The organism is Pseudomonas sp. WOUb67 (assembly GCF_050058005.1).
In the GTDB taxonomy this organism is placed as follows: domain Bacteria; phylum Pseudomonadota; class Gammaproteobacteria; order Pseudomonadales; family Pseudomonadaceae; genus Aquipseudomonas; species Aquipseudomonas putida_R.
In genome coordinates this window covers 4,986,308-5,003,769 of the sequence record NZ_CP170112.1, presented here as the reverse complement: position 1 = coordinate 5,003,769, position 17,462 = coordinate 4,986,308, and the positions used below count along the sequence as shown (strand labels likewise).

The 17,462-nt window shown below is 62.7% G+C and carries 13 protein-coding genes; 5 read left to right on the top strand and 8 right to left on the bottom strand.

Annotation, left to right across the window (positions count from 1 at the left end; translation table 11 throughout):
* Positions 1-142: 142 nt before the first annotated feature.
* Positions 143-1,360 carry an MFS transporter gene (locus ABOC32_RS22210; protein ID WP_426808893.1) on the top strand — a complete coding sequence of 406 codons (1,218 nt, stop codon included), beginning with the start codon at positions 143-145 and terminating at the stop codon, positions 1,358-1,360.
* A gap of 16 nt (positions 1,361-1,376) precedes the next feature.
* Here ABOC32_RS22210 and ABOC32_RS22205 read toward each other — a convergent pair whose 3' ends face one another.
* From ABOC32_RS22205 to ABOC32_RS22175, 7 genes are all read right to left on the bottom strand, one after another.
* A complete protein-coding gene (locus ABOC32_RS22205; RefSeq protein WP_426808892.1) occupies positions 1,377-2,222 on the bottom strand; it encodes an AraC family ligand binding domain-containing protein in 846 nt (281 codons plus the stop codon).
* Complete coding sequence (locus ABOC32_RS22200) at positions 2,219-2,533, bottom strand: AzlD domain-containing protein (RefSeq protein ID WP_010953340.1); 315 nt, start codon at positions 2,531-2,533, stop codon at positions 2,219-2,221. The genes ABOC32_RS22205 and ABOC32_RS22200 overlap by 4 nt, the downstream gene beginning before the upstream one ends.
* Positions 2,530-3,222, bottom strand: a complete 693-nt coding sequence (locus ABOC32_RS22195; RefSeq protein ID WP_426808891.1) for an AzlC family ABC transporter permease — start codon at positions 3,220-3,222, stop codon at positions 2,530-2,532. Before ABOC32_RS22195 ends, ABOC32_RS22200 begins: the two co-directional genes overlap by 4 nt.
* 253 nt (positions 3,223-3,475) lie before the next feature.
* Positions 3,476-4,171, bottom strand: coding sequence for a sel1 repeat family protein (locus ABOC32_RS22190; protein WP_426808890.1), 696 nt, complete (start codon positions 4,169-4,171; stop codon positions 3,476-3,478).
* Positions 4,172-4,309: 138 nt separating this feature from the next.
* Positions 4,310-5,392, bottom strand: a complete 1,083-nt coding sequence (locus tag ABOC32_RS22185) for a hypothetical protein (RefSeq protein WP_426808889.1) — start codon at positions 5,390-5,392, stop codon at positions 4,310-4,312.
* Positions 5,393-5,431: 39 nt separating this feature from the next.
* Positions 5,432-6,058, bottom strand: coding sequence for a LysE family translocator (locus ABOC32_RS22180; protein ID WP_426808888.1), 627 nt, complete (start codon positions 6,056-6,058; stop codon positions 5,432-5,434).
* A 2-nt stretch (positions 6,059-6,060) separates the two neighbouring features.
* Positions 6,061-6,849 carry a YqcI/YcgG family protein gene (locus ABOC32_RS22175; RefSeq protein WP_426808887.1) on the bottom strand — a complete coding sequence of 263 codons (789 nt, stop codon included), beginning with the start codon at positions 6,847-6,849 and terminating at the stop codon, positions 6,061-6,063.
* 159 nt (positions 6,850-7,008) lie between these two features.
* On the opposite strand from ABOC32_RS22175, the gene ABOC32_RS22170 reads away from it, so the two are divergent.
* Positions 7,009-7,929, top strand: coding sequence for a LysR substrate-binding domain-containing protein (locus ABOC32_RS22170; protein ID WP_426808886.1), 921 nt, complete (start codon positions 7,009-7,011; stop codon positions 7,927-7,929).
* Here ABOC32_RS22170 and ABOC32_RS22165 read toward each other — a convergent pair.
* Positions 7,910-8,806 carry a LysR family transcriptional regulator gene (locus ABOC32_RS22165; protein ID WP_426808885.1) on the bottom strand — a complete coding sequence of 299 codons (897 nt, stop codon included), beginning with the start codon at positions 8,804-8,806 and terminating at the stop codon, positions 7,910-7,912. The two genes, ABOC32_RS22170 and ABOC32_RS22165, sit on opposite strands and share 20 nt — an antisense overlap.
* Before the next feature lie 117 nt (positions 8,807-8,923).
* On the opposite strand from ABOC32_RS22165, the gene ABOC32_RS22160 reads away from it, so the two are divergent.
* The 3 genes from ABOC32_RS22160 to ABOC32_RS22150 all read left to right on the top strand — a co-directional run bounded on the left by ABOC32_RS22160 (position 8,924) and on the right by ABOC32_RS22150 (position 17,301).
* Positions 8,924-10,120, top strand: coding sequence for an MFS transporter (locus ABOC32_RS22160; RefSeq protein ID WP_426808884.1), 1,197 nt, complete (start codon positions 8,924-8,926; stop codon positions 10,118-10,120).
* 316 nt (positions 10,121-10,436) lie between these two features.
* Positions 10,437-12,797 carry a DNA polymerase II gene (locus ABOC32_RS22155; RefSeq protein WP_426808883.1) on the top strand — a complete coding sequence of 787 codons (2,361 nt, stop codon included), beginning with the start codon at positions 10,437-10,439 and terminating at the stop codon, positions 12,795-12,797.
* Positions 12,798-12,876: 79 nt separating this feature from the next.
* Positions 12,877-17,301 carry an NEL-type E3 ubiquitin ligase domain-containing protein gene (locus tag ABOC32_RS22150; protein WP_426808882.1) on the top strand — a complete coding sequence of 1,475 codons (4,425 nt, stop codon included), beginning with the start codon at positions 12,877-12,879 and terminating at the stop codon, positions 17,299-17,301.
* The last annotated feature ends 161 nt before the right edge of the window (positions 17,302-17,462 follow it).

Genomic DNA, 17,462 nt, shown 5'->3' with positions numbered 1-17,462 from the left:
TTGGTAAGTGTAGGAATATTCCCAGCCTTGGTTTTTCCTGCGTTAGCAGCGCCGGTGTTGTTACAACTTTGGCGTTGAAGCTAGTGGTAGATGAACTCTAGATTCAGCTGATCTCTACCTCTGACTCAGGAATACAACGCTTATGCAGGTGTTGGGTCGTAACTCCGGAACACGTTCTCTGGCGTTGGGCTATTGCTTCTCCAAATGTGGTGAATTTGCCTTCGAAGCTGCATTTGCGGTGGCAGTCGTGGCCATGACCGAGGCGGATCTGCTTTTGATTGGCATCGCGTACTTCTTTCGCTATCTGCCGAGTATGCTGTTTTCACCCTTGGGGGGCTGGCTGGCGGATAACGTCGACAAGAAACGAACGCTATTTACAGTAGAGGCAGCCAAGGGCCTTCTGGCACTTGCCTTCTTTACCTTGTTCAGCCTGTACTCACCGGTATTGCCCGTCCTGGTCGGCCTTGCGATGGTCATGACAGCGCTCGAATGCCTTTATGTACCTACGTTTCGCGCGTATTTTCCCGACCTTGTCGAAAAGGATCAGCTGGCCTCGGTCAATAGCGGTATTCAGGTGATCGAGGATGCTGCCTCGATTATCGGGCCGCTGGTTTTCTCGGCATGTGTGTTACTGCTGTCCCGCGAAGCAACCTTCTTGTTCTTTGCGGCGTGCCTGGTGTTGTCGGCCATTTCAATTGCTACCCTAGGGCCTGCCAGGCAGGGCGCCCGGCAGGCATTCGATGGACGCGCCATAGTCCGGGATGCGGCGCGCAGTGTAAGCCGGCTCAGGGTGAGCAATGCGCCTTTGTTTGCTGTTATTGGCTGTACCACGGTCTGTGCGATGTTCGCCACATCGGTCATTCGCTTCATCCTTCCGGCGTCGGTGCTGGAACACTTCGCCTCTGAAGCTGCGGTCGGTTACGTATTCTCACTGCTTGCGGCAGGCACCGTGCTGGGTAGCGTGCTTTACACACGCTTCAACCCGCGCACAACCGCACGGTTGGTGTTGCGTTACTGGGTGCTTTACGGCGCACTCTTTTTTGCTGCGGCAGTGGCACTGCAATTCAACAACTGGCTGTTCCTGCTGATTTTGTTCCTGGTCGGCTTCATTGGCGCATTTGTCGATATCGCTATCGTGACCAACATTCAGTGCTTGTCGAGCGAGCATGAAGTTGGCAGAAATTTTTCCCTCTACTACTTCACTGCTGTCATTGGTGATGCCGTTTCAGGGCTGGTTGCCAGCCTGGTCTTTGTCCTTGCTGGGCCGGCCACTTTCATCTGGATGACGCTCATGCTGTTCATCGCGCCCGTGCGCTGGAGCGTGAAGCAACGTTCCCTTGATGGCGACAATCGTGAATAGCATGAATTGTGAGGCATCAGGCGGGTATCACAGATTGGGCACACGCCTGCCGATACGCCCCCGGCGTCACCCCATACGCCTGCTTGAACTGCCGACTCAAATGGCTCTGGTCGGCAAAACCAAGGTCGAACGCCACCTCTGAAGCAACCAGGCCGCTTTTCAGCATTTCCCGGGCGCGGGCCAGGCGCCGCTGTTTCAGCCAGGCATGTGGCGGCAGGCCGGTGGCCTGGCGAAACACCCGAGCGAAGTGGAAGGGCGACAGGTTGACGGCCGCGGCCAGCGCCTCGAGCGAGGGCGGGTCGGCCAGCTGGCTTTCCAGCAGTTCACGGGCGCGGGCCACGGCCAGTGGTTCGTGGCCGGGGGCCGAGGGTTCGGCGCATTGCCCGTGGCGTTGCACCAGGGCCAGCACCGCCTGGCGCCAGGCGGTCTGTTGCTGCAGGGCGCTGGCGCCGTTTTCGGACAGCTGATGCAGCTGGCTGAAGGCGATGGCCAGGGCCGGGTCGTGGATCACGCTCTCCTTGAAGCTGGGCATGCCGTGGCGGCCCAGTTCCAGTTCGTCCAGTACACCGGTGACCCGCTCGTGCTCGGGGTAGAAGCCGCGATAACGCCAGCCCGCCTCATGGGCAGTGGCGCCGGTATGCAGTTCGTCGGGGTTGATCAGCACCATGCTGCCAACCGGCGCCAGGTGCTCGCTGCCGCGGTGCCAGAAGCGCTGGGCGCCGGATTCGATTACGGTGAAGACGTAGCCTTCGTGCACATGGGGGGCGAAGCGCTGCTGGAAGTAGCGCGCGTGCAGCATCTCGACGTCGCCCAGGGCCGGCGCCTGCCAGAGGTGTGTCTGCTCGCGCAGGGGCGTGGTCATGCCAGCCAGCTGCGCAGAAGGAAGAAGATCAACATGCTCACCAGCATGCTCAGCAACACGCTGCGGGTCAACAGCACCAGGGCGATGGCCACCAGCGAGCCGAGCAGGTAGGGGTTGAGCAGACTCAGGTTGAGCTGGTGGTCGGGCATGAAGATGATCGGGCCGCAGATGGCGGTGAGCATGCCGGGCACGGCAAAGCCGAGAAACTGCCGGGCATTGGAGCTGAGGCGCAAGGGCAGGCGTGGCTCAAGGAACGCGTAGCGGTTGAGGAACACGATGGCGCCCATGGCGAAAATCAGGATCCAGGTCATGTGCGGGCTCCGGCAAATTTCTGGCAGATGAACCCGGCGCTCATGCCCAGCAGGCCTGCGGCCACCAGGGCGGCTTCCCAATGCCAGTGGCTGAACAGCACCGAGCAGAACAGCGACACGGCCACGCACACCACGGTAGCCAGGTTGCGCACCAGCGGTGCGATCAGGGCGACGAAGGTGGCGACGATGGAAAAGTCCAGGCCGAGTTGATCCAGGTGGGGAATGTTCTGGCCCAGCAGGATGCCGGCCAGGGTGAACAGGTTCCAGGCGACGTAGAACGTCAGGCCTACCCCCAGGGCGTACCAGCGGTTGAATTGCTGCTGGTCGTACTTGCTGGTCAACGCGAAGAACTCGTCGGTCAGCAGGAAGCCCAGGCCCAACCGCCAGCGCAATGGCTGGCTGGACAGCACCGGGCGCATCGACAGGCCATACAGCAGGTGCTGGGATGTCAGCAGCAGGGTGGTGAGCAGTATCGACGCCAGGTTGGCGCCGCCCTTGAGCATGCCGATGGCGACCAGTTGCGCGGCACCGGCGAAGACGATGGCCGATAGCCCTTGCCCCTGCCAGGCACTGAGGTTGGCCTCGATGGCCATGGAGCCGGCCAGCAGGCCCCAGGGGGCGACGGCCAGTGACAATGGCATGATGGCGATGGCGCCGTGGAGAAAGGCTTGGCGAGCGATGTGGGGCATGATGGCTGCAATGCGTGTACGAGGCAGATCAGCATGCCAGACAGGGCAGGGGATGGCTTGAACGATCTTGCTGATCGGGTTCCATTTCAAGGCAAACACAAGCCCTGTAGGAGCAGCCTTGTGCTGCGAAGAGGTCATTGCAGTCCAAAACAATCTCTAGCCTTACCGGCCTCTTCGCAGCACAAGGCTGCTCCTACAGTGATCGCGCGGAATTTTAGATTTTGAGCAAGACGGGACCGCGTCTGGCGGTGGGTCACGGGTGGCGGGTCAGGTGCTGTTGCGCCGTCACGCAGCCGTTGATGTCCACGGCTTTCTGCAGCAGGCTCAGGCGGTGCGGTGGGTCCAGGTCGCCGAGCAGGCGGTACACCTCGGCCTGGTAGTCGCGCTGGCGCCCCCACAACATTTGCAGGCCTTCTGGCCGGCTGCGGCTGCAGGCCAGGCGGGTGGCCGGTTGCGGGTAGTAGGGGGCGTACACCGTGGCCATGCTGGGGATGGCCTCCAGCGCATCACGGTACTCGCTGCTGACGTTGTAGGGGCGGCACCAGGTGGCGATCGCTGGCGCGGGTGCGGCAAAGCCCTGCTTGAGGCTGGCTTCCAGCAACGGGCAGGCGGCCTCCGGAATTTGCGCGGCGGGGAGGTAAGTCATGTAGTACAGCGCCAGGCGGTACTGCGCGACCGGATGGCCCAGCTCCACCGACTTTTTCAACAGTGCAACCGCTGTCGGCAAAGTGTGGGCCATGGCCTGGCCCTGGCGGCTAAGCTCGGGGTCGCCGCCCACAGAGGTGCGCAAGGTGCTTGCATCGTCGCCCTGGTTATCGGCCTGCTCCAGCAACGGCAAGGCCTGGCGGTAGAGCAGGTCGGCGTGAGGGTCGATGCGCACCTCCAATGCCTGCGTAGCCAGCGGCATCAGGGCGATCAACAGCGGGGGCAGGCGTCGCACGCGGCTCACAGGCAAGCCCCACGGGCGCCCAGGCAAGTATGGACGGCTTCGATGTTAATGGCGGTCAAGCGTACGCCTCTGGAAAATCGGAACGACGGCCTATTCTAGCCACCCAATGGGGGTGGCTGAAAGACCAGTCGGCAACTGTCAGACGAGCTTGATCGGCGTGACCTTGCGTTGAGCGTGTTTTTCCTGGGCCAGGCCAAGCTTGGCGGTAATGACCTTGGCAAGGGCGTTGTTGCCCAGGTCGTTCAGGTGCAGGCGGTCGATGAACAGGTCGGCGCCGAACACCGGCGAGCTGCTGAGCATGCCGTTCATGTCATAGCAGGGCACCGGGTCGGCCTGGCTTTTGATGCGGCGGAAAAAGGCCGAGTGCAACTGGCTGTCGAATACGCCGTCCAGCAGCCGGTCGAAGTTGGCTGGCTGTTGCTCCAGCGCGGCCAGCATGGCCTGCTCCCCAACGGGCAGCGTGTCCCGACACCAGGGCAGCAACGGCTGCAGGATGAAGGTAAGGGTAGCGTGGCTGTCTGCCAGCAGCCGGTCCCACTGACGCAAGGTGCGGCCAATGCTGTCGGCCGCGCGGGCCAGGCGCTTTTCCGGGGGCGACAGCGGCCAGATGACCGGGGCTTCGACCGCAGGTGTGGTCAAGGCCTGGCCGATGCGCCGCCACAATGACTGCCGGCGGGGCGGTGCAGCAGGCTGCAGGCCTTCGCTGAAACTGTTGAGAAAGGCTTGGTAGGCCTTGGCGTGTTGTGGGTCGTTGGGGCTGCCGAGCACTTCGCTCAGGGCTTCGTGGGCCAGGCTGTTGAGGCCGCTGAGCACCACCACGTGGCCGAGTTGGCCAAGGCGGTGCTGGTGAGTCAGGAACATCAGCAGCTCCTGGCTGGCATTGAGCCCGCAACCGGCCAGGCTCAGCCAGACTTCGCCGGTGAGCGCCGACAGGTGCGAGGCCACCGTGTGTTCGTCGGAGCTGGCGCCAATGCCCAGGGCCGTGGAACCGCCCACCAGCAGGTTGATACGGGAAGCGCCGCCGCGTTCGGCCGCCGAAAAGCGCTTGCCGGCGCAATGGCTGTAGCGCAGGCCAAGGGCGTCGGTATTGATGGTGCCGGAGCGGTAGCCGGTTTCATGCACGTGCACAGTGTGCGGGGCACGCCGGCTGCCCAGCAGCAGAAAGCGCTGGTAGTCCTGTTGCAACGGTGAAGGAGACGGGCTCGTATCAGTCGCTGTCATGGTCTTTCCTTCTGTTGCAACGGGCACTTTGCATCAGGGTCAGGCCGCCAGTTCGTTGAGGTTGTACAGCAGGCCACCCGCAGCGATCAGCAGCAGGGCGACGCCCGAAGCCAGGCTGATCAAGCGGTTGCTGCGCTGCGAAGCGATCTTGCCGATGGCAAAGATGTACAGGCTGAGCACAGCGAAATCGATGGCCACCCACAGCAGCGACAACACCACCATGCTTTTGCCGAACGACTCGGTGATCTGGATGAACTGCGGGAAGAAGGCGATGAAGAAAATGATGTCCTTGGGGTTGGAAATACCGACCATGAAGCCTTGCAGCAGCCCGCCACGCGCGGCCTTGGGCGCCTCGCTCGGCGCTTGCGGGGCCGGCGCCTGCAGGGCGTCCCTCAACGTGCCTACGGCGATGTAGCCGATGAACAGGCAACCCAGCAGGCTCATGGTGCTGAGCCATGCCTTGTCGATGGCAGCGCTGGTGAGGATGATCCAGGCTGCGGCGCCGATCAGCACCAGTGAGGCCCAGTTGGTGCCAACCGCGGTGAACATGGCCTTGCGCGAGCCGGAGGCAGCCGCGGTGTTGACGATCAGTGCCACCACCGGGCCGGGGGTGGCGATGAGCAGCAGGACGGTGAGGGCATAGGTGAAGGTAAGTGCGGTATTCACGGTCAGTTCTCGATCAGTAAGTCGGGTGTCGCAGGGTGTGCGGCATGTGCGTGGAACGGGCAGCGTGACGGGTTGAGCGAACCTGTCTCCTGCAGTTGGTACTGCTTCCATTCGTAGTTGTCGGTATCGCCAAAAAAGCCAAGGGTGTCGGGCATGACGCCGTCGTTGTAGTGGTGCACGCGCTCGCGAATGCGCTCGCGGATACGTTTGCCGCTCTCGGTGTTGGCGTTGGCCACTTCGTCGAAGTTCGCCCGTGGGTTGATGACGAAGGTGATGTGATGCCCCAGGTTGCGGCTTTTCATCTGCTGGTGGCCGGGGAAGTTCATGTTGATGAACAAGGGCATGCCGGCATAGCAGAACGACCAGCCGTTGTCGTCGGGGTCGGTGGGGATGCCCTGCGGCCAGGGGTGCGGGTCGCGCGCGTGCACGCCACGCAGCACCTTCCAGGCCAGTGCCTGCTGTTCGGCCAGGGTGTAGTCGGCGGCGGTTTCGAGAAACACCACCAGTGGGCTGCCGATGCGTTGCTTGGGCGTGATCGGGGCGACGGTGCACACATAGTCGGCCAGGCCCTGTGCGATGTCATCGGCCAGTTGCTCGGCGCGGGCGAAGAGTATGTGGCAGGTTTCGCCGTTGACCGCCTTGCGGCCGAACAGGCAGGGGAAGTCGGGGTTGGCGAGGATACTGCGAAAGTGTTCTATGGTTTTGAACGTCCAGTGTTGCGTATTGCATCCATGTTCAACGGCCAGCTCTAGCGCATCCAGGCGATAGCAATTTCCATATCCCGTAAACATGATTTCCCCAGGCGTTAATTAAGTGAACGTTCCAGTCATATGCAGGCAAGATCTTGGTTATCTTTATTATTTACCTGCATTTTCCGAGACGCTCTCGACGTTGTAAAACGCGTGGAACTGTGACCTACTATTAGTCTTATTCATGCTCGGGACGTCGCCATGTCGGAACGGATTCAGGCCTTGCACGCCCTGCGTGCCTTTGAGGTGGCCTCTCGCTATGGCTCATTTACCCGTGCGGCGGAAGAACTGGCCCTGACCCAGGGGGCGGTCAGCCATCACATCAAGACCCTGGAAGCCCTGTTTGGCTGCGACCTGTTCGAACGGCGTGGCCCGAAACTGAGCCTGACCGAGCACGGGCGCCTGCTGGCGCAGGAGCTGAAAGTCGGCTTCAAGATCATCGAAAATGCCTGCGCATTGCTGCGCCAGGACCGCTACGGCCTTCGCCTGAAGGCGCCGTCCACGCTCACCATGCGCTGGCTGTTGCGGGCGCTGGATGCGTTCAAGAAGGCCGAGGACAACTGCAGCGTGCAACTGTCCAGCGTGTGGATGGACATTGACAGCGTGGACTTCTACTCCGAGCCCTACGACTGCGCCATTCTGTTGGCCAGCGGGCGTTTCCCCGCCGATATCGAGAGTTTCAAGCTGTTCGATGAGTGGCTGGTCCCGGTGTGTCACCCGGATTACATGCCACAGGCTCAACCGGCCCTGGCCGACCTGGCCCAGTGCGAGTTCCTGCACCCGTCACCCGACCGACGCGACTGGCGGCGCTGGCTGGCGCGCATGGACGCACTGGAGATCAGCATCGACAAGGGGCAAGTGTTCGATACCCTGGACCAGGGTATTTCGGCTGCCCAGCAAGGCCTTGGCATATCGGTGGTCGACCTGGTGCTGGCCAGTGCCGACCTGCAGGCCGGGCGCCTGGCCACGCCGTTCAAGCATGCCGTGGCCACCGGTGACGGGTACTACATGACCTGGCTCAAGGCCAGCCCGAAAGCGCGGCAAATGCACAAGCTGCGCGACTTCCTGTTGGGCCAGGTGCCACCGCTGGCCTACAAGGACATCAACTACCTGTACGGTTGAACACCCGCTCAAGCATGAAGTCGATGAATACCCGCAGCTTCGGCGGCATCTGCCGCCCGGACGGCCACAGCAGATAGAAACTGCCACGCCGCTCCATGAAGCTGTCGAGCACGCTGACCAGTGAGCCGTTGCCCAGTTCGCGACGCACGTTGAAGTCCGGCAGGCAGGTGATGCCACGGTGGTTCAGGGCAAAGCAGACGCGCGTCTCGACATGGTTGCAGACCATTGAGATAGGGATGTCGTAGGCGTGTTCGGGGTGCTCCTGGCGCAGCGGCCAGGTTTCCAGTTTGCCATTGCTGGGGAAGCGATAGTGCAGGCAGGTATGCGCCGCCAGCTCGCGCGGGTGCAGGGGCGTGCCGCGTTCGCGCAGGTACTCGGGCGAGGCCACCAGGCGGTGCTGGAAGTGCCCCAGGAACTTGGCGTTGAGCCGTGAATCCACCGGCTGCCCGCCGCGCATCACCACATCGAAGCCTTCGCCGACGATATCCACCATGCGGTCGGAAAAGTCCAGGTCCAGCTCCACCTGCGGGTACAACGCCATGAACTCGGCCAGCGCCGGCATCACCAGCCCCGTGACTTGCGGCAGGCTGACGCGCAAGCGGCCGCGCGGGGTTTCGCTGGCCTGAGACAGTTCCTGCTCGGTGGCCTCGATTTCGGCCAGGATGCGCCGGCTCCGTTCAAGGAACAGCGTGCCCTCGGCGGTGAGGGTGATGCTGCGCGTGCTGCGGTGAAACAGGCGCACACCCAGGCGGCTTTCCAGGCGCGCCACGCGTTTGCCCACCGCCGAGGCAGTGATGCCCAGCGACTGGCCGGCGGCAACGAAACTGCGGGTTTCGGCCACCCGATTGAAGACCACGAAGCCGCTGAGGCTGTCCATGCTGCATTCCTGATTGCGGACATAGATGTCCTGGGTGACCGGCATTGTAACCGTCTTTTTCCGCAGTGCCCTGGCTTGCAGACTATCCGTCTTGTTTTCCCACTCAAGGCAATTGCAATGTCCCAGACATCCTCCCCACCGTTGCTGGACGCCAGCAGCGAACGCCTGCCCCTCAGCGGGCTGCTGGCTCTCGCCATGACCGGCTTTATCGCCATCCTCAGCGAAAACCTGCCGGCAGGCTTGCTCGACCAGATCGCCGACGGCATGCACATCAGCCAGGCCATGGCCGGGCAGTGGGTCACGGCCTACGCCTTGGGCTCGTTACTGACGGCAATCCCGCTGGTGACCCTGACCCAGGGCTGGTATCGCCGGCGGGCCCTGTTGCTGGCGATCATCGGTTTTGTGCTGTTCAACGGGCTGACGGCCTTGTCGACTTCCAACAGCCTGACCCTGGTGCTGCGCTTTTTCACCGGCGCTGCCGCCGGTTTGGCCTGGGGCCTGATCGCTGGTCATGCCCGGCGCATGGTGCCGGTGGCGCAGCAGGGCCGGGCCATGGCGTTGGCCATGCTCGGGCAGCCGATTGCCTTGTCGCTCGGGCTGCCCATTGCCACCTGGCTGGGCGCCGGGCTGGGCTGGCGCGCAACGTTTGTGCTGGTCACACTGGTGGCGTTGCTGCTGGTGGTGTGGGTGCTGCGTTCGGTGCCAGAGTACCCGGGGCATGCCGCCGGCAAGCGCCCTGCGGCCATGCAGGTGCTGCGCACGCCGGGAGTGTTGATCGTGCTGCTGGTGATCCTGACCTGGATCCTTGGCCACAACATTCTCTACACCTACATTGTGCCGCTGCTGGCGGCGGCCGGCATGGCGGGGGACATTGGCCCGGTGCTGATGGTGTTCGGCCTTTCGGCGCTGGCCGGGATCGGCCTGGTGGGGATGCTGGTCGACCGGCATCTGCGCACGCTGGTGTTGCTGAGCCTTGCCGGTTTTGCCGTGGCAACCCTGGCAGTGGGGCAGGCGTCGTCGTGGTTGATGTACCTGAGCATCGCCCTGTGGGGCGTGACCTACGGTGGCGCACCGACCCTGCTGCAGACCGCCTGTGCCGATGCGGCGGGCGAGGGCGGGGATGTGGCGCAGTCGATGCTGGTGACCGTGTGGAACAGCGCCATTGCCCTGGGCGGGATCATTGGCGGATTGCTGCTGAGCGGGGCGGGGGTCGCAGGCTTTGGCAAGGTAGTGCTGGTGTTGATTGCGATGGCTTGGCTGCTGGTCTGGGTCGGGCGGCGGAGCGGGTTTGTGACAGCGAGGCGTCAGGCATAAGGTATGGGGCGCCTGTGAGACCGAGCGCCGCCCGCGCGGCGCATCGCGAGCTGCGCTCGCTCCTACGTTTGTTTCGGGCCAATTATTCCTGTGATAGTTGCGCGCGAGCGCCTTGGCGCATGGCTCGATAGTGTGTCGTACAAACAAGGCGGTCGCGCGCGCTTGGCACTGGCGTTACTGGCCCGAAACAAATGTAGGAGCGAGCGCAGCTCGCGATGCGCCGCGCGGGCGGCGCTCGGTCTCACAGGCGCTAAAGCTCTCACGCCAGGCACAAGGTAGAATCACCCCATCTACAGAAATTTCAGAGGTCGACGCAGTGGAGTTGCAGCAGGGTTTTGTCCTGACCCGTCATTGGCATGACACGCCCGAAGGCACCTGCGTGGAATTCTGGCTGGCAACCGATCAGGGGCCACGGCAGCTACGCCTGGCGCCACAGGTTTCGGTGGCGTTCGTCCCGCAGGCGTATGAGGCCCACGCGCGGGCGTTGCTGGCCAACGAGCCCGGCGTCGAGCTGCGGCCACTGCGCCTGAAGGACTTCGACCAGCGCCCGGTGCTGGGGCTGTACTGCCGGCAGCACCGGCAACTGATGCAACTGGAGCAACGCCTGCGCACGGCGGGTGTCGAGGTGTTCGAAGCGGATATCCGCCCACCCGAACGCTACCTGATGGAGCGCTTTATCACTGCCCCGGTACAGTTCACCGGCCAACCTGATGCCCAGGGCGTGCTCTGCGATGCCCAGCTCAAGCCCTCGCCAGGTTATCGCCCGCCGTTGCGCCTGGTGTCGCTGGACATCGAAACCAGCGAGCGCGGCGAGCTGTACAGCATTGCCCTTGAAGGCTGTGGCCAGCGCCAGGTGTATATGCTCGGCCCGGCCAACGGCACGGCAGGCGGCCTGGATTTCGACCTGCACTACTGCGCCGACCGCACCGCGCTGCTGGCCTGCCTCAACCAGTGGATGGCCGAGCACGACCCGGATGCAATCATCGGCTGGAACCTGATCCAGTTCGACCTGCGCCTGCTGCATGAGCACGCCAAGTCGCTGCAGGTGCCGCTGGCGTTGGGGCGTAATGCCGCGCTGATGACCTTGCGTAGCCATGCCGGTGGTGGCCACGTGTTCGCCGATGCCCCGGGGCGGCTGTTGATCGACGGCATCGAGGCGCTACGCTCGGCAACCTGGAGCTTCCCGTCGTTCAGCCTCGAAAGCGTTGCCCAGACGTTGCTCGGGGAGGGCAAGGCCATTGACACCCCTTACCAGCGCATGGACGAGATCAACCGGCGCTTTGCCGAGGACAAACCCGCCCTGGCGCAATACAACCTCAAGGACTGCGAGCTGGTTACGCGCATCTTTGCCCACACCCGCCTGCTCGAGTTCCTGCTGGAGCGGTCTTCGGTCACCGGCCTGGCGGTAGACCGCAGCGGCGGGTCGGTCGCTGCGTTTTGCCACTTGTACATACCGCAGATGCACCGTATGGGCTTTGTTGCCCCCAACCTTGGCAGCCGCCCCGACGAAGCCAGCCCCGGCGGCTTCGTCATGGATTCACGCCCTGGCCTTTACGATTCGGTGCTGGTGCTGGACTACAAGAGCCTGTACCCGTCGATCATTCGTACCTTCCTGATCGATCCGGTAGGGTTGGTGGAAGGTTTACGCCTTCCCGACGACGAGCACTCGGTGGAAGGCTTCAGGGGGGGGCGGTTCTCGCGAAGCCAGCATTGCCTTCCGGCCATCGTCGAGCGTGTGTGGCAGGGCAGGGAAGCCGCCAAGCGCGAAGGCAATGCGCCGCTGTCGCAGGCGCTGAAGATCATCATGAATGCCTTCTACGGGGTGCTGGGCTCAAGCGGCTGCCGCTTCTTCGACCCGCGCCTGGCCTCGTCGATCACCATGCGCGGCCACCAGATCATGCGCCAGACACGGGCCCTGATCGAGGCCCAGGGTTATGACGTGATCTACGGCGATACCGACTCCACCTTCGTCTGGCTCAAAGGTGCTCATGCGGAGGAAGACGCAGCGCGCATTGGCCGCGAGCTGGTGGCCACGGTCAATCAATGGTGGCAAACCCATCTGCGCGAAACCCTGAACCTGGAGTGCGCCCTCGAACTGCAGTACGAGGTGCATTACCGACGTTTCCTGATGCCAACCATCCGCGGCACCGACGAAGGCAGCAAGAAGCGCTATGCGGGGCTGGTGCGGCGGGCCGACGGCGCCGAGGAAATGGTTTACAAGGGCCTGGAGTCGGTGCGCACCGACTGGTCACCGCTGGCCCGGCAGTTCCAGCAGGAACTCTACGGCCGTGTGTTTCGCGGCGAGCCCTACCGCGAGTATGTATGCGAATTTGTGCGGTGCACATTGGCCGGTGAGCAGGACGAGCTGCTGGTATACCGCAAGCGCCTGCGTCGCCCGTTGGCCGACTACCAGCGCAACGTGCCGCCACATGTGCGTGCTGCGCGCCTTGCCGACGCGTATAACAGGCGGCTGGAGCGCCCTTTGCAATATCAGCGCGGGGGGTGGATCAGCTACGTGATCACCACTGCCGGCCCTGAACCCCTGGAAAACCTGCAGGCACCGATCGACTATGAACATTACATCAGCCGTCAACTGCAGCCGGTAGCCGACGCGATCCTGCCTTTCGTTGGCGATGACTTTAGTCGCCTTACCGGCCATCAATTGCTGCTGTTCTGAGCAGGGTGGTAGATAGCTAGACGTCAGCATGACGCAGCAGCCTTCAGACTGGCACCTTCACGCAATCGTGGAGGTAGAGATGCAGGGCAACACCCGAAAACCCTCGGCTGCGGTCGATACCCTTGCCATCGCGCAGGCATGCCAGGACCAGTACATCGCGCAGCGGCTGCCAGCGTGGATGCTCCGGCTGACCAAGGCCGAATTCAACCTTCTGAGCGAGGCGCTACCGCAACTGCTGGCCTGTCGCGAAGGCTTGTCATCAGCGCTGGCGCAGCTACGCAACCTGGATCAGTTCGCTCGCCCCTTGCTGCAGCAGGCGTTCAGTGCACACGGCGACCTGGATGTCGATCGCCTGTATTTCCGCCAGTGGTACACCTTCACCTCGCCCACGGTCAGCTACCTGACCAGCCGGGTTCCCGTTGTCGACTCCGACTACTACGAAACCCCTCTGCTGGAGGCCGCCTTAGGCGGTTTTACGGCAGAAGAGCAGCGCGAACAGCCGCGTCGCAACTGCCTTGTCGATCAAGGCGGCGCCAAGCGGGGTGAGCTGTCCGCACCGGGCTTCGCCAAACTGTGCCGGGAACTGGACCTTGGCCAGCAATACCAGGCGCATCTGGACGCCGTCCTTCAGCCTGGCGTCAGAGGTTTGCTGGCACAGCGGCAACGCTACAGCATGCTGGTCGATGCCCTTCAGGCAAGGGCGCAGGGCGTGCTGAACGCAGGCCAGTTGCAGTGGGTGGCCGAGTTCTGCCTTCGTGGGCTGATCGGCAAGCTCGACGGGGATACGGTACGGGTCCGGCAACTGATGTTGTTCGGTTGCCGCATGCAGCAGATCGTGGTGCTGGATGTGATTGACGAGGGCGTGTTGTACAACACCAGCAAATACGTGCTGGTCTACGTGCCGGGCGACCCGCAGGGCCCATGGAGCATGCGCAACGACCTGGAGGACCATGCCCGCCGGGTGCTTGGCAAACGCTTGCGCGACGATGACTATCGCCGTTTTTTCCAGCGCTTCGTGCGCCGTCGCGATAGCCAGCGATTCTTCTCTGCGGTCAGCGAGCGGCTGGATGACGTGGCCGTCTGGGCAACCAGGGACCTTGATGAGCAGACTTCAGCCTACCGCTTGCCGCTGTTCGAACACCTTGCCGAGGACTGGATCGCCCAGATCAAGGACGATGCAGCGACCATCGCCCCGCCCATGGCCTTGCTTGATCGTGATGCCCAGGCTGAGCATGGCCGCCGTTTACGCGCTGAAGGCTGGACCCTGTTGGGGATTGCGGGGTTCTTCGTTCCAGGCATCGGCGCGGTGTTGCTGGCGGTGATGGCTTGGCAGCTGTTGGAGCAAACGTTCCAGGCTGTCGCGGATTGGCGGGACAACGAGCGCAATGCGGCGCTGGCGCACCTGCTCAGTGTCGGTAAAGGGCTGCTGGCAGTCGGTGCAACAGTGGCTGTAGTTACCACGGCCCGACGCGCCTGGAGCGTGGTAGACAAGTTGGTGCCGGCGCAGGTGCAAAGCGGCGAGGTAAAGCTGTGGAATACAGACCTCAGGTCCTATCGCTGTGAGAGCCCGCCGGACACGGCTGCGGTGGACATCGAAGGCGTGCATCACCTTGGCGAGCGCCGCTGGGTAAGCATGGATGGCCACTGGTATGCGGTGACCTGGCGTGCTGCCGATGAACAATGGCAACTGCTCCCTTATCAGGGCTATGCCCCGCTGCTGCGCCACAACGGTGCCGGGGCGTGGCGCCTGTGGTGCGAGCAGCCAGCCGAGTGGGACGATGCACGCCAGCTGTTCCGACGCCTGGGGAGGCCATACAGCGACCTCGATGACGCACAGATCGACCAGGCGCTGGCGATCCATGGCTTTGAAGGCCAGCACCTGCGGGCATGGCATGTGTATGGTCGCCCCCCGCAAGCAGTGCTGGCCGACACTGTCAGCCGCCTGTTGATTGCTGGGCGCATCCGCACGCTGGTTGACCGGTTGCGCGAAGGGTCGGCCAGCACCGACCCGCAACTGCTGGCGCGGGCCATGACGCTCCCCCAGGCAGCTGGCAAGACCGGTTCGGAGCTGGCTGACGTTGTCTGGTCCATGCGACGTGAGCTGCTGCAGGAGCTGTACGAAGACCAAAACCCGGTAGCGGAAATTGATCGCCCGCTACGGAGGGACTTTGCCAGCTTGCATCGCTTGGCGGCGCAGGAGGTATTGCGCGATGCCCCCGAAGACGACCTGCAGGTTCTGCATGACACCGGGCGCGTCCCGTTGTCCATGGCCGAAGCAGCCAGGTTGCAGGTTGCGCAGATTCGAGTGGCGCGGGTGTATGAGGCGCTGAGCGTCGATACGCCGCAGAACCTCGACCTGGCGCGAGTGGTGCTGAACTTGCTGGGGCACGTGCCGGGGGCCGACGGGCCTGGGTGGCAATTGTACGACGGTGATGCCAGCGAACCGCTACTGACAGTCGAGCGCACAGGGCAAACCTTTGATCTTGTTCATCAGTATGGTTTGTTCCGCCTGCGCGATCGAGCGCATGCATCTATCGGTGAAGCGGGTGAGCTGTTCGAGACCGTGGCGGGTGCCTACAACGACGAATCACAGGCGGTTATCAGCCAGCATCAACCGTTCGTGTCAACCCTGCGCCAGGCGCTGGCAGATGTTGCTGCCGGTCAACGGCAGGCTGTGGTACAGGTGCTCAGGCTGGACCGGGCGAACGTCTCGTTCCTCGCGCCGCACCGGGTTGATGACGGACGTATTGGCTACCCTCTGGCGGGCGGCAGATTATGGGCCGCGCTGGGGCTGTCCAGGCCAAGGGCGTTTCAGGCTCGTCTGCGCGACCTGTACCCGGCCTTCAGCGATGAACAGATCGGCCTCTGGCTGGCCTCCGGCAACGCGCAAGCCAGGTTGCAAGCGCTGGAGCAGGAGTATGAGCTGCTTGATCGTCATTTAAACAGATGGGTGCGCAGTGCCTTCATGACACCGGAGTTCTCCGCCCGTCGCGAATTCAGAAAAGGCCTGATCGAATGTTGGCGTTGCCTTGTGCCCGAACTGCAAGGGGATGCGCCCGTGCAGGACGGACGCTTCATGTTGGTCCAGAGCTCCAGCCGCTTGCAGCATTTGCCCTCCCTGCCAGTGCAAGTCAGTTTTCCCCATGTCTGCGTATTGGCCTTGCGCTCCATGCGTCTGGAGCAGATTCCGGATGAGTTTCTGCGGGGGTTTCCCAACCTGCGCAACCTGGAAATCACCAACTGTCGGCTCAGGCGTTTGCCTTTACCTCTGACACTTGCCCAACGGCTGGAAGTGCTCGATCTGTCAGGTAACCAGATCACTCTTGACGAAAGCCAGGCACTTGTTCTGGCAAGTTGTCATTCGCTGGTGTACCTGAACCTTTCGGACAACCCGCTGGGCAGGGCATTTTCCGTCTTCGCGATGACTGAGCTCAATGCCTTGCACCTGTCCGGCACCCGGATGCCAGAGTTTCCATATGGGGTAATGGATGCGGCTGAGTTACACACGCTGGACCTGAGCGACAACAGCATTTCGGCGCTGCCAGATGCATTTCATCGGTCGCAACTCTGGCGTTCAGGCAGGGTCAGGCTTTCTGGCAACTTGCTGGCAGCCGCACCTGAAGCGCTGTCTGCCTGGCATTGGCTTGAAGCGAGCCGCGTGCCTTACCGGCTACGTTTTCTCGATGTGCTGGCAGCCGAGCGGCGTGACGAAATGGCAGCCCTGTGGCTTCATCTCGAAGCCGAGGAGGATTCGGCTGACTTCTTCAATACCCTGTCGGTGATGACGGCATCGGGGGCCTTCAAGTTCTCGTCGACTGCCTCTGCGCTCTCGGCCCGTGTGCTGGAGATGTTCCAGGCGATGAGTGAGGACAATGCGCTCAGGGTTGAGCTGTTTGAAAACGCAGCGGCGACCGACTGCCAGGATAACGCCACCGCTCGTTTCGCTGACCTGGAACTGCGAGTGATGATATGGCGTGCGCAGCACGGCGAGTTTGCCCGTCGCCCTGAGCGAAGCTTGTTATGGGTCGGTGGCCGGATGTGGCGCTTGGCGTTGGTTGAGCAGATTGCCGCTGAACATGCCCAGCGGGTAGGGGCGGGCACTGAATCGATCGAGTTCGCGTTGGCCTATCGCATTGCCTTGCGAAGGTCTCTGGACTTGCCTGCTCAGCCAGATGAAATGCTCTATGCCGGGATTCCTGCGCTTGCGAAGCGAGACATTTTGCTGGCGCGTCAAATTGTTCGGGCGAAGCAGACGGCAGAAGAAATCGCTCATTATCTGTCCAGGCAACAGTTCTGGCAGGACTACCTGCGCAAGGCATTTCCCGCGCGGCTGCAAGTGCCGCAACACATGCACGAAGAACTGGAGCGGTTGATGGCGTTGGGTAACCGGGAAGAGGACATCGCACGGCTGCAGATCAGCAATCAGCAAAGGGAGCATGCGGTGATGCTGCAGTTGACACTTGAGGCGCTGGACAGGAATGCGATGCCTCGTCTGGCCGACTGACCGCTCGGGCTTTGTGCAGTTGCGTTGCTGCCAACCGCTTTGCGCTATGCTCAGACTGTGCGGTGGTGATGCCGGCCGGTCATGGAAATTGGAAGTTACCTTTGTGCCGTGCACGTCAGGGACGGTTGGTTTAGGCTCCCGCGTCGGATCTTTCTCCATGA